Source organism: Bacteroides sp. GM023, assembly GCF_014750685.1.
GTDB lineage: Bacteria > Bacteroidota > Bacteroidia > Bacteroidales > Bacteroidaceae > Bacteroides.
In genome coordinates, this window is record NZ_JAAXGE010000012.1 from 1 (window position 1) to 13,301 (window position 13,301).

At 37.2% G+C, this 13,301-nt stretch carries 14 protein-coding genes; 5 read left to right on the plus strand and 9 right to left on the minus strand.

Going from position 1 to position 13,301, the window contains the following annotated elements; genetic code table 11:
- Positions 1-395: 395 nt before the first annotated feature.
- Together HC965_RS26725 and HC965_RS21835 are read left to right on the plus strand one after the other, a co-directional pair.
- Positions 396-881, plus strand: coding sequence for a hypothetical protein (locus HC965_RS26725; RefSeq protein WP_223854981.1), 486 nt, complete (start codon positions 396-398; stop codon positions 879-881).
- An 86-nt stretch (positions 882-967) separates the two neighbouring features.
- Complete coding sequence (locus tag HC965_RS21835; protein ID WP_191033457.1) at positions 968-2,524, plus strand: ATP-binding protein; 1,557 nt, start codon at positions 968-970, stop codon at positions 2,522-2,524.
- Between the two features lie 82 nt (positions 2,525-2,606).
- On the opposite strand, the gene HC965_RS21840 is transcribed toward HC965_RS21835, so the two are convergent.
- Genes HC965_RS21840 through HC965_RS21850 form a run of 3 tightly spaced genes read right to left on the minus strand, consistent with a single transcriptional unit; the run spans position 2,607 to position 4,762 of the window.
- A complete protein-coding gene (locus HC965_RS21840; RefSeq protein ID WP_191033458.1) occupies positions 2,607-3,422 on the minus strand; it encodes a flavodoxin domain-containing protein in 816 nt (271 codons plus the stop codon).
- Positions 3,423-3,470: 48 nt separating this feature from the next.
- Complete coding sequence (locus tag HC965_RS21845; RefSeq protein ID WP_223854977.1) at positions 3,471-4,157, minus strand: hypothetical protein; 687 nt, start codon at positions 4,155-4,157, stop codon at positions 3,471-3,473.
- The gene (locus HC965_RS21850; protein WP_191033459.1) at positions 4,154-4,762 is read right to left on the minus strand and encodes a TetR/AcrR family transcriptional regulator; all 609 of its coding nucleotides are present in this window, start codon (positions 4,760-4,762) and stop codon (positions 4,154-4,156) included. Before HC965_RS21850 ends, HC965_RS21845 begins: the two co-directional genes overlap by 4 nt.
- Positions 4,763-4,995: 233 nt before the next feature.
- Here HC965_RS21850 and HC965_RS21855 point away from each other — a divergent pair, with 233 nt between their 5' ends.
- Positions 4,996-5,439 (plus strand): VOC family protein, encoded by a 444-nt coding sequence (locus HC965_RS21855; protein ID WP_191033460.1) that lies wholly within the window; start codon positions 4,996-4,998, stop codon positions 5,437-5,439.
- Positions 5,440-5,600: 161 nt separating this feature from the next.
- Here the strand turns inward: HC965_RS21855 and HC965_RS21860 are convergent, their stop codons facing one another.
- On the minus strand, positions 5,601-6,041 hold the full coding sequence (locus tag HC965_RS21860) for a WG repeat-containing protein (protein WP_191033461.1): 441 nt from the start codon (positions 6,039-6,041) through the stop codon (positions 5,601-5,603).
- A gap of 142 nt (positions 6,042-6,183) precedes the next feature.
- Complete coding sequence (locus HC965_RS21865) at positions 6,184-8,247, minus strand: UvrD-helicase domain-containing protein (RefSeq protein ID WP_191033462.1); 2,064 nt, start codon at positions 8,245-8,247, stop codon at positions 6,184-6,186.
- Positions 8,248-8,386: 139 nt separating this feature from the next.
- Here HC965_RS21865 and HC965_RS21870 point away from each other — a divergent pair, with 139 nt between their 5' ends.
- Positions 8,387-8,974, plus strand: a complete 588-nt coding sequence (locus HC965_RS21870; RefSeq protein ID WP_191033463.1) for a phosphoglycerate mutase family protein — start codon at positions 8,387-8,389, stop codon at positions 8,972-8,974.
- 41 nt (positions 8,975-9,015) lie between these two features.
- Here HC965_RS21870 and HC965_RS21875 read toward each other — a convergent pair whose 3' ends face one another.
- From HC965_RS21875 to HC965_RS21890, 4 genes are all read right to left on the minus strand, one after another.
- Entirely contained in the window at positions 9,016-9,783 is a 768-nt protein-coding gene (locus HC965_RS21875; RefSeq protein ID WP_223854978.1) for a LuxR C-terminal-related transcriptional regulator, read from the minus strand.
- Positions 9,784-9,820: 37 nt separating this feature from the next.
- A complete protein-coding gene (locus tag HC965_RS21880) occupies positions 9,821-10,813 on the minus strand; it encodes a histidine kinase (RefSeq protein WP_191033509.1) in 993 nt (330 codons plus the stop codon).
- A gap of 15 nt (positions 10,814-10,828) precedes the next feature.
- Entirely contained in the window at positions 10,829-11,587 is a 759-nt protein-coding gene (locus HC965_RS21885) for a LytTR family DNA-binding domain-containing protein (RefSeq protein WP_191033464.1), read from the minus strand.
- A gap of 121 nt (positions 11,588-11,708) precedes the next feature.
- Positions 11,709-12,617 (minus strand): DUF6268 family outer membrane beta-barrel protein, encoded by a 909-nt coding sequence (locus tag HC965_RS21890; RefSeq protein ID WP_191033465.1) that lies wholly within the window; start codon positions 12,615-12,617, stop codon positions 11,709-11,711.
- 342 nt (positions 12,618-12,959) lie between these two features.
- Here HC965_RS21890 and HC965_RS21895 point away from each other — a divergent pair, with 342 nt between their 5' ends.
- On the plus strand, positions 12,960-13,262 hold the full coding sequence (locus tag HC965_RS21895; protein ID WP_167966794.1) for an RNA-binding protein: 303 nt from the start codon (positions 12,960-12,962) through the stop codon (positions 13,260-13,262).
- Positions 13,263-13,301: the final 39 nt, after the last annotated feature.

Genomic DNA, 13,301 nt, shown 5'->3' on the forward strand with positions numbered 1-13,301 from the left:
TTTGGATTTTCCAATACGGATGGATGCGGAACGATTATCTTAAATTCTGCTCTGTCACTTAGAACGAAGCGAAGAAAGATGAACAAGGCGGGGCAGGATTACACGATATATTTCTATTTGTCGAAAAAGAACGTACTTCCTGCAACAAACTGCTTATGAAGTGCATATGTTTAATTACAAATGACCGGGAAGCATTGGGACATTGTTAAATTTGTATTTTAATGTCGCTGTGAAGCGCCCATTTTCCGAAGAATCCATGTGCCCCTATCATTTCTTTATATAGTAGTAAGGGAATGACCGCATGGATTCTATACCTGCCTGTGAAGGTTGGCTATTGTTTGTTTTGTTTGTGTGGTGCATCTTCTTCCCGGTGGGGAAGGAGGTGCACTCTTGTTATGTATGAGGATGAATATGAAGTGTATCCGGTAATTTCTTACCAATATGATACTAGTGCAACGCTGGATGAATTTGCGAAGGAGATTTCTTCGACTTCAGGAGTCAGTGAAGGTGAAACGATTAGTGTTCTCAAAGACTTTCGTACATTATTGAAGAAAACATTGCTGGGTGGTCGTTCGGTAAATATTGCAGGATTGGGATATTTCTTTTGGGCTGCTCAAAGCAAAGGAACGGAGAAGCCGGAAGATTTTACAGCCGCTGATATTGACCGTTGGCATCGGGATACTTCGCCGGATTTGAATGGGGATGGTGTGATTGAACCTTATGAATATGTGAAGGCTTGTCCTTGTTTTGATGTGAGGGAGTTTCTGAGGAGTGGAAGAGACTTGCTGTTTGTATTGCTGGTGGTTTTAGCTGTTCCCGGATTGTTGTCGGGATGTAGAAGCAAGAGAGAGGTAGTACTTTGGAGGATGTTGGATTTATAGATCGAAGAAAACATAATATGTTGTTTGTTCTATATGAAATTCCATAGAAATGCGTATCTTTGAATAATTAAAATAGAGGAAAAATAATGGACGGGATATTACGTAAACTTCCTATTGGGATACAGACTTTTGAGAAACTTCGTGAAGGGGATTACCTTTATGTGGATAAGACTGCTCTTGTATGGAGAATGGCTTCAACGGAGACCCCATATTTTTTGAGCCGTCCTCGTCGTTTTGGCAAGAGTCTTCTTCTTTCTACTTTTGAAGCTTATTTTGAAGGTAAGAAGGAATTGTTTGAAGGGTTAGCCATAGCCGGTATGGAAAAGGAATGGAGAAAATATCCGGTACTGCATTTGGATTTGAATGCAGAGAAATATGATGCTCCTCAAGCTTTAGTCGAAATTCTTAGCAGGCAATTGACGCAATGGGAACTGAGATATGGCAAAGGAGAGGATGAGGAAACTCTTTCGGGACGTTTTGCTGGTGTAATCCGTCGTGCCAGTGAACAGTCTGATTGTGGAGTCGTTGTCTTGGTTGATGAATATGATAAACCATTGTTGCAGGCATTGGGTAATGATGCTTTGCTTGATGATTATCGTAAGACATTAAAGGCTTTCTATGGTGTATTGAAAAGTTCAGACCGTTATCTTCGTTTTGTTTTTCTTACTGGTGTAACTAAGTTTGCGCAAGTCAGTGTGTTCAGTGATTTGAATCAGTTGAATGATATCAGTATGGATTTAGCTTATGCTACGGTTTGTGGCATTACTAAAGAGGAGTTAATATCAACTTTTGTGCCTGAATTGGATCGTCAGGCAGTAGCTAATGAAATGACATTGGAAGAAGTTGTGGAAATGATGACTCGCAGATATGATGGGTATCACTTTCATCCGAAAGGTGCTGGCGTGTTTAATCCGTTCAGTATACTTAATTCGTTTTATAAACTTGAATTTGGCAGTTATTGGTTTCAAACGGGTACTCCTACTTTTTTGGTTGAACTACTTAAAAAGAGTGAATATGATTTGCGTACATTGATTGACGGGGTAGAGGCTAGTGCTTCTTCTTTCACAGAATACAGGGTGGAGGCAAATAATCCTATTCCGTTGATTTATCAGAGTGGTTATTTGACTATAAAAGATTATGATAAAGAATTCCAACTTTATCGTTTAGCTTTTCCGAATGATGAGGTTCGTTACGGATTTCTTAATTTTCTAGTTCCTTATTATACGCCTGTCAATGATGATGAACAGAATTTTTATATAGGTAAATTTGTTCAGGAATTGCGTGCTGGTGAGGTTGATGCTTTTCTTACCCGTTTGCAGGCTTTCTTTGCAGATTTCCCTTATGAACTAAACGAAAAGACTGAGCGTCATTATCAAGTTGTATTTTATTTAGTTTTCAAATTGATGGGGCAATTCACCGGAGCAGAGGTACTTAGCGCCCGCGGACGGGCGGATGCAGTGGTGAAAACTCCGAAGTATATTTATGTATTTGAGTTTAAACTGAATGGTACTGCCGAACAGGCTCTGCAACAGATCGAAGAAAAAGGTTATCTGATTCCTTATCAAGTGGATGGGCGTGAGTTAGTCAAAGTAGGAGTGGAGTTCAGCGCAGAGAAGAGAAATATAGAACGATGGCTATACTAGCTCGATAACTATGTTTTAAAGGAGCTACAGGATGTTTGATTAATGCCCTAATATTGAGAAATTTATTCGTCCTCGTCGTTTCTCAAATATTATATGCTCCTTGCAACTTATCACTAACTACCTCCCGAAGGGCAATCCGTATTCCATTCATAAATGTCTCATGAATATAAATACTGTCCGAGGGACAATTTACCGCACATTTTTGACACTGAATACAGTTACGTTCTCCTATCGGAAGAATAGTTTTAGTATTTTCAGACTCCTTTATCTCAAAGACATGCATAGGGCACGATTGGATACATTTCATACAATGAATACACGTTGTAATATTTAGTAAAGCGATTCTGCCCGCAATTTTGTTTGAATTCGAAGGAGCTTGATAAATAAATATATTTTCAATCTTTTCGACAATTTGTTTTTTACTTTTCGCAAAGGTAGCTAACGGATGTGCTTTACGTCTCATTTTAGCAACAAACAATCTTGCTTTGAATAAGTCCATTGCATTAGGACGTGCCTTATTATAACCATCCATTGTTATCCATGGTCCAGTTCTATCATAGCCTTTGCAAGAGAACTCTCCAATAAGATGGGTACCTTTCTCTAACAGTCTCCTTTTTAGTATTTGATGATATTTTCCCAAGAATGGACGACAGCGGGTAGAGAAGATAAAAACATTACGATTCTTGAAATCAGACGCTTCTACAAAGTGGAGAAGTTTTTTATGATGTTGGGCAAAGTTTATAGCCGAACCGAGTCCGATAAGGTCAAACTTCGATAAATCTATGTTTTCTGCTTCTTCAATAGTTACCAGCATCGCAGATAATTCATTCGCCATAGCCTGTGCTACTTTTTGAGTATTACCTTGATAAGTAGAAATATATATAATGATTGCTTTCATTGTTTTTATAATAATAGAATTGATTGTTTTAGAAATAAGTATATTTACCTATTTAGATTTAATAGTAGTTTCAGGAGTACCAGGTCCGCCATTTACTCCTTTGTAACCGATGAATTGATGATTTTCTGCATTAAAGTAATAAAGACAACTCCAAAAGTGAGATAGGAGTCCCGTTAGTCGAACTTTTACTTCATAAGCATTTTGGTTGTTGAATGCAGTAAGGTTGTTTTTACGTTCTGCTTGCATAACATATAGTTCTAAATTATCAGGACGGAAACATTCATAGGTAAAACTCTTTTTATTGATGAGTATCTTTCCGGCGGAATAAGCTATATTTTGATGCCACGGATAACCTTTACTTTTTACTGTCTTATCATAAGGCTGATTATTGAATATACCTTTAAAATAGTAATTGCTATTATATAAGGTAATGGTGAGATTTGTGTGTCTGATTGAGTCTATTACCTGCCAGGATAGCGTAGTGAGAGAAGGATAGATGTTGTAATAGTGAATCTCTGAGTTCTGAGAAGTTCTGAGACAGGTTATATTATTCTCAATTTTCCTTTTATTCCATGTTATGATACTTTTTTCTTTTCCACATAAAGATTCAAACGATTTTTCCTGTGCCTGTGCTTCATAAGGAAAACAATATAAAAAGCATAGTCCTAAATAGCATGCTACCTTGTAATATATGCTCAAGTTACATATGTTGGCAGATAAACAACTCTTTCTCATTTCAGTATATTTTCGAATAGTACATGGACATATCTACGAATACTTTCTTTGCATAATTCCCACGCTTCAGGGACACTAAAGTCAATGCCATTGAAAAGGCGATATTGCCGGGTAGCCAATACAACATAGTTTATAGAGGCTACTAATAGAGTAATATACATACGGACATCTTTGGAATCCTTTCCTAATTTCCTTTCCAATTCTTCCTGAAGTTTGAAACCATTTTTTTCCCTTTCATTCTGAATACCTCTGAAAGAAGAATTACCTGATAACTCCCATGCCAATAATTCTTGCATTAGCTTATTGGTACGTAGAAAATCGAGTTGTTCCAATAAGACGATTTGGGTTAATTCAATAATATCTCTCGTGCATTCTATCGTTGCTAATCTTTCAGAATAGGTATGATAAGCTAATGTATAGAAATCATTCTCTTTTGCCCATGTGGCTAATAAACCATCCAGTCCACCAAAATAACGGTAGATTAAAACTTTGTCACATTTTGCTTGTCTTGCAACCCTGTTTACTCCCATTTTGATGAATCCTTCGTTTTCGATAATTTCACCTACTGCGGCTAGCAGCCTTTTCTCTGTGTTTTTAAGTTCCATAATAATATATCTTTGTCACTATTTGGTGACAAAGATATGTCTCAAAGTGGTGACATTTTCTATTTAGTCAGAAAAATAGGAATTAATGTGAATCTGTTGTTGAAAACAGACTGTTGTTTGTTCTTGTACTATTTTGAAGTAAATATGTTTTTTTTGAAATGCCATCCAATAGAATGATTATATTTGCATCTTGATGATAAGAAACAAAATACAAATCATTAAATCAGTAAACAATGAAATTCAGCAACGTAAGATTATTAGTAAAAGACTTCGCCAAATGCTTCAAATTCTACACAGAACAACTCGGATTAGAGCCAGCTTGGGGAGATGAAAGTAGCGGATACGCCAGTTTTAAAGTGGCTGACGGAATAGAAGGTTTCGCTCTTTTTGTATCCGACTGGATGGCCCCCTCGGTAGGCAATGCAGATAAGCAGCAGCCCGTTGCAATGCGCGAAAAATCAATGGTATCATTCAGTGTAGATAACGTAGATGAAACCTTTGCCGCCCTGAAAGCAAAAGGCGTGACGTTTATCAATGAACCTACGGATATGCCTGATTGGGGAATGCGTACTCTGTATCTGCGCGACCCCGAAGAAAATCTAATAGAACTCTTTACCCCTTTGGCACCGGAGCAATGCAGCCAAGAACTTCTCGAAGAAGATAAGAAATTTCAATAAGAGATATGGCTTAAAAGAAACGTATTCATACAAGTGAATCGGAAAAATAACATTTAATGCCCCATAGTGACACTGCTATGGGGTATATGTTAACTTGGCACCTTACTTAAAACTATTCACTTTCGCGGTAAACTTGTATTCTACTCCTTTATTTTTCATATTTATTCAACTTTATTCCCTTTTACGTCTATAAAGAAAGTCTCTCCGTTCAGTTTTACCTTTGCTTTACCGTCTTTATTAAAATAGCGGGCATCATCATATATAAGTGGGATAACTTGTTTTCCTGTTTGGTCTATGAAACCACATTTACCTTCTATGCATACTGCTGCTAGCCCTGTTTTGGTAAATGACCATGCGGGGTAATATATGCATGGGATAACTTGTTTTCCTGTTTTATCTATATAGCCCCACCAACCATTTGACCGGACTAAGGCTAACCCCACAGAAAAAGAATGCGCATGGTCATAGATAAACGGTACGACTTCTTCTCCTGTTGCCGCATCTAAAAATCCCCATTTACCGTTGTTTTCCGTTGGTACTAATTTTTGTATTGGGGATACCGGAATATCAGCGGACTTCTTTTCTGTGTGTTGTTTGGCCATTTTTTTATTTGATTATTTTTTTATCATTTACAAAATCAAGCAATGGTACAATTTGCTATTGTGCAAAAATAAGAAATAATAGGAGTTTAGCTATTACTTTCTCTTTCAATTATTTCTTGATGTCTGTTTGATGCACACATACTTACAAGAATCGACAAATGGGAGCAGAAACGGAATAAGTTAAAGTTAACTTGTGCATAGCCCTTGTCACTGCTACATAAAGCATACTTTTATCAATATTGGAATGATAATTTCTATCATCAGTTTGTGGAATGATTACTTCGTCAAACTCCAGTCCTTTTGCCATATGAGCGGAAGTGATAATAATACCTTTTACATAGGCTGAACTTTGATTGGATAAAAGTGAAATATGCTCTGTATAAGTCTGGAGTTTTTGAGCGAGTTCTTTCGCCTGAGATTCTGTTTTGCAGATAATGCCCAATGAAGTATAATTGGAGTTTTTGAAAGAAGTTATTAAGTCTGCAATACCGGAAACTTCCTTTTCTGCATTTTTGAATTGAAGAATTTCCGGTTGTTCTCCATGCCGGATGATTGGTTCTAATTCATGGTTCGTCTGAATCTTCTGCGCAAAGTTGGTAATCTCGAAAGTGGAGCGGTAGCTTTTACAAAGTTTCATTATTTCTCCTGTTGTAAATGTCTTCCGAATCATATCCGCAGTTGACGAACCGTAAGGATTGACAGATTGCGAGGCATCTCCGAGAATTGTTTTCCGGCAGGGGTACAGTTTTTGAATGACTTTATATTGTACAGGAGAATAATCCTGCATTTCATCTATCAGAAGATGTTTAACATGAGACTGAACGAAATTGCCTTCTAATGATATATGCAAGTATGCCAAAGGCGCTAAGTCCGCATATTCCAGCGTACGGTTCTTACGCATTTTGAACATTTCAGGTTTCCCAACCCATTCGAAGAAGTTTTTATAGAGCTGGATGTCATTATTCCCTGCAAACATCTTTCTTATTTCTTTTTTCAACAGATTCTTTTCTGCAGTGGTAGCTGTGAAATTATATTGGATGTTCATCATTTCCAAAATATAATCTGTCATCGTTTCAAAACGTTGTCGCATCGGATAGCGGTTAAAGCGTCTGAATTGCTCTTCAATATATCCAGCGGGAATAGTAATGTACTTGGTCAGTTTAACGTCTACCGCTTTGAAATAGTTGTTTTCTATGTAAAGGATAAATTTATCGAGCCGGGAGATGAAGTCGAACGATGCTTTATACTGTATGCGTTCAATAAACTCCTGTGCCGGCTTTTCCAGTAACTCCGTTATTTGCTCAAAGAAATTCTGATATTTATATTTGTTATCGAGTATTCCCGAAAGTATTTGCTCCATGCTGGTTTCGGATACGGTTTCTTCACCAAGTTCAGGAAGTACATTGGATATATAATCAGCGAATACCTTATTGGGAGAAATGATTAATATGTCTTTAGAAGAAATCTGCCCTTTTTGCGCATAAAGCAGGTAGGCGATGCGATGGAGGGCAATGGAGGTTTTTCCTGAACCGGCGACTCCCTGGATGATAAGTACAGGGGCATCTTCGTTACGGATAATCCGGTTCTGTTCCCGTTGGATGGTCGTAACGATATTTTTCATTTTGTCGTCGGCATTGGAGCTAAGTTCTTTTTGCAGAATATCGTCATGGACGGTTACGGAACTTTCAATCATATATTCCATTTTTCCTTTGCGAATACGATACTGACGCTTTAGCGAAATATCTCCATTGATTTCCCCTGTCGGAGAAAGGTAGGATGCTTCTCCTAATTCATGGTCGTAGAACATACTTGAGATAGGAGCTCTCCAATCGTAAATCAGATTTTTCTTTTCATTGAAGTCATAAAATGTATGTATACCTATATAAATAGGAATAGCTTGATTCCCGTCTTTCTTTTTCCGGAAGTCGATTCGTCCGAAATAGGGAATATCCAGTATCTTACTAAGACGTCTGCGTTTGTCAATCACACTTTCGCCCAGTGCAAAATGATTTAATATGCTTTCGCGCATGGAACGAATCTCATGTGGGTCAATGTCCTTATTTGACCATAGATAGTCTTTGTATTCCTGTAAAGTGTCTACATGTTCTTTAACGGAAGTACTGGTGGTGTTTATCGTATCATTAATGATACCTATGACTTGCTGCAAATACTTTTTTTCCTGCTTTTCTGTTTGATTGAATATCATAAATCGCTCTTTAATGGTATGATGAAGAATTGAAATTGCGGGCAAAGTTAGCTCAACTTTTTTGGGTATTAAATAGTTATTTATAGCTATATATTCATCCTTTTTCCTACTTTTGTGTGCTCATTTAAAAAGAAGAAAGATGGAGAATATTCTCGAAATAGCAAGGCGAAATCAACAGAAGGCATGGGAGATTGTGGAGAAAACCAATATTATTCCAATATGGGAAAGTATCGGTGCACGGATAAATATGGTCGGCTCTCTTCGTACAGGATTGTTGATGAAACATCGGGATATTGATTTTCATATTTATACTCCTTCTTTGACTTTGGTTGATAGCTTCAGGGCAATGGCTGAATTGGCAGAAAATACGTCTGTCAAGAAGATTGAATGTGTGAACTTGCTGCATACGGTTGAAGAGTGTGTAGAATGGCATGCCTGGTATCAGGATACAGAAGGAGAACTTTGGCAAATTGATATGATTCATATTCGGGAGAATTCCCGTTATGACGGTTATTTTGAGAAGGTGGCCGAGCGTATTTCTGCTGTATTGACGGATGAAACGAAACAGGCAATTCTGAATTTGAAATATGAAACGCCTGATACGGAGAAGATTATGGGCGTGGAATATTACCAGGCTGTAATCCGTGATGGCGTGCGAAGTTATTCGGAATTTGAAGAATGGCGGAGACTGCACCCGGTTACAGGTGTGATAGAATGGATACCCTAGTTTGATTGAATAACTTTGGGAGAGGAAAAAGAATGTATGAGCTAACTTAGTAATCCGATTTTCTGTCCTAAACGAATGGCTTCGATAGAATTTTGTACGCCTAGCTTGCGTAACAGATTCTGTCGATGGATATTGACTGTATGAATACTGATGCATAGCTTATCTGCAATTTCTTTACTTAGCAGACCTTTTTGAATAAGACGTAATATCTCTATTTCCCGATTGGTGAGATTTGTAGAAGGCAGGGGCAGTAGGGACGGAGAGAAGATTTCTCCATTCTTCAGATTCAGAACGGCACAGTCTACCGTTTCAAAATCTCTTTGATTGGCTGAGATGTCCATATTACCTATGATAAGCCATGCTTTACCGTTGCGGTCTTGTTCCAAAACTTGGTGTCTGCTGGTGACGCGCATATATTGTTGCCTGGCATTAAGCATACGAAAACTGTAAATATTTGAATAGTTGTTCCGTTGTTCAAGAGGTAGGTTATAAATGAATTGGGCTAGCGTGACTTGTAATGTTGCCAATTGTGCACGGTCATCCGGATGAATACGTGATTCCAGATAATCGCCTTGTCTCTCCAGTGTTTCTATCTTATGACTGTCATATCCAAGTAAATCGACGAAATTCGAGGAAGCATAAGTATAGTTGCATTTATACACATCGACTACAAATGCGCAACTATGGCTAATTTTCGACAATTGGTGAAGCATGGATTTGTCTCGTTCCCATATGGCGTAGTCGATGTCAGTAGTCGATAGACATTGTTTCGCCCACATTTCTTCTCGGGTTATATTGGCTGATTTCATAGGAAGAATATAGTAAAATATAATAGTATCGGCAAATTTAATCTAAAAGCGGTAGTTTGACAATAAACTCTTTATCGTTTTTAATTATTTCGATGTGTTTATCGTATAAGGCATATTGACGTTGCAGATTTTTGAGCCCTGTTTCATTCCGGGTTACGTAGTTGCGTAATTGGAGATTATTGGAAACAATAATCACTTCGTCATTGATGCATATATGAATAACTAACGGAGAACTTTTAGTGCTTATATTATGCTTTATTGCATTTTCTACCAGCATCTGTATGCTCGCCGGGATGACAAAACGGTTGTGTTCCTTCTTGCTATCTTCAATATTGATGGATAAAGTATCTTCAAAGCGTATATGTTCCAAATACAGATAAGAATCGACAAATGATAATTCTTCTTTTAGCGTTACCTTTAGTTGTCCATGAGTGGTGAGGAGATAACGATAAACAGTAGATAGTTTTTTTGTGAATAGATTTGCTTTTTCGGCATCCTGATAGGTGAGGGAAGCTAATACATTGAGACTATTGAATAAAAAATGGGGATTTATCTGATTCTTCAACACCTCGAATTGATATAGGGCTTTTTCTTTTTCGATAAAAGCCAGCCGTTTCTCCATTTCTGTTTGTTGTAAGTTATAAAGAAAGATTTCTATCTGAAAAACGACAATCCAGTTCCATGGAATGATAGCTAAAGAATTTTTTAAAATATCCCAATTGGACATATAGCTCTCTGCTATCAGATAGTTGATGCTTACAGACAGTAAGACACCTAAAAAAGTAATCACTATCAAGTCTAGTAGGATTCTGATAGCATTATTTCGGAATTTGATTTTCTTGTATATCAAATTTATAATTCCCAGGTCAATGAAACCAAGAACAATGCATAATGGGAGATTAAATGCAAATTGATAGATAAGATTCGCTTGTAATGGTTTTCCTGCGATTATATTATAGATACATCCAATAACAAATAATGAAATGGAGATTGTCAGGATAAAAAGGACTATAATTTTTTTATGCTTTATCATTATCATGCCGGTTTATAAGATACCATCCATCCATTTCAGAAAATCACTAACCCGGTTACGGCTTACCAACACTTCATGTGGACATTCGGGACGGAAATAGAGTTTCAGACGACTTCCGAAATACCTGGAACTTTTTTGAATAGCTTTGACATTTGCAATGCAATTTCTTGATACGCGAAAGAAAATTTCTTTGTCCAGCATACCTTCCAGCATATCTAGCGAGTAATTGATAATATATCTTTTGCCAGAGAATAAGTGCAGATAGTTATATTTATCTTCACTATAAAAGAAAGCCGCTTCGTGAGTCTCGACATATTGGAAAGTATCTCCTATCTGAATTAAAAAGCGGTTCTTCTTATTGTGCGTCAGATAATCAGCTTCCAGTTTTCGGTATTGTGGGGTAGTGGAATGAAGAGAATGATTCCGTTCGAATTTAGCCAAGGCTGTTTCCAGCTCATTTTCTTCAATAGGTTTTAGTAGATAATCGATACTATTGACCTTGAATGCCTGCAATGCATATTCATCATAGGCCGTTGTAAATATAATAGGAATGTTTACAGGACATTGTTCGAAAATCTCAAAACTGACTCCGTCGGATAGACGTATATCTACAATCATCAGGTCTATCTTATTCTGTTGAAGAAGTAAAATCGTTTGTTCGATGCTTTCTGCCCAGCCAACCAATTGATAGCCCGGTCTTAATACTTGCATCATCCGCTTCAGTTCTTCATAAGCAAACCGTTCATCTTCTACTACTAAATATTTTGTCATACAAGTTCTATGCTTTAAGGGTATGGCTATTTTCTGTCAAAAATACAATATATTTTGTTCTATGCGAGTTTATAAGCGTAAAATTAGAATCCGATTGTTCTGTTCGTAGTATGGAGGAAAATCAGAAACCATAACGAAGTCCGGTCATGACACGTAAAGAAGCGCCAAATTCGCGTTTATCATTATTGTTGTCTTTGAAGCTATTAATGAAGCCTTTGAAGCTACGGTCTGATATCTTGGTTCCACGAAGCCAATTTCCACCTATTCCCAGATAGATACTTGTTTTTTTATTGATATGGAATGACGGGCTTACGTAGGATTTCATCATTACCATCGAATAAATTTTGGATTTTCCGTTGACATTCATAACAGCAGACATCCCATCCATTTCGATAGCCGTAAATTCCATTTTAAACTTTTTATTCAGCCAGGTCGCCGCAGATATTTTCATACCGCTTGACATATCTATTTTAAATTCGTATTTGCCGGTATTTCTCCAACTGAAGTAAAGCATGGGTAATATCATGGGAATGCCATATGCATTCGTGAGCCCTGCGCCGACGCCTATATCCAGATTCTTTCTTAATTTGTATGCAAAGATGATGCCTCCATTTGCTAAAATGCTTTGTGAGGTGATTTCCTTAGGGGAAGCATAAACACCAGCACCAATCGAAGCAATGATATTCCATTTCTCGGATATTGGTCTGATATGAGATATATTCAGGCTACTGTTTACTATGTTTCCTGGATTCAGATTTTTTGCCTGTCCTTTATTGTGCGAAATGCCATACGAGCAATAAAGAGTTGCAGACCACGCAATCGGTTGTCCTCTATGATTATGCTTAATGGCAAACGGTAGGGTGTATCTACCTGACAGAATCAATAAATCTCCCGAACCGTATCTATTTCCGTTCTCATCTTTTAGGGAGCTGGAAGTTATATAGTCGCTGCTAATATAACCTTGTCCGTAACTAAAAAGCGGAATAGCTGCAAATGACAGGACTAATAGTACTTTAGAAATAATCTTCATAAACTGACTGTTATTGTTTTTGCAAAGATATTACCAGGAAAAAGTATACAACGAGTGTTATCTGATGGATGGCAGAATAGGACAGCTGAATTTCAGAATTAAGTAGATAAACTGCAGTGTTTTATAATGTTTAACATGCTAACAAATGATAATAATTGAAATTCTCTTAAAAAACAAAGAATAAAAACGTTGTTATCTGATTTTTTACATTATCTTTGTCCGAGAGTTTGAGTTACGAAACATTATCGTATAGTTCTTCTTTTAATATAATATTAGTAAGTAGGCCTTTTCTGTAATTATCCTCCTCACTCCAATTTAGTATTTATTTTAATAAAAGTTTAAATGAACATTTACATTGCAGGTTTAAGTTATCGTACAAATGATGCGGACTTAACAAATTTATTTGCAGAGTTTGGAGAAGTTTCTTCAGCTAAAGTTATTATGGATAGAGAGACTGGTAAATCCAGAGGATTCGCTTTCGTAGAAATGGCGAATGATGAAGAAGGACAAAAGGCAATTGACGAATTGAATGGCGTTGAATACGACCAGAAGGTTATTTCAGTAAGCGTTGCACGTCCTCGCGCTGAAAAACCGTCATACGGTGGAAACCGTGGAGGTGGTTACAACAATTCCAGAAGATATTAATATCCGGACTTTGGAAAAGCGGAGGAATATTTCTTCTGC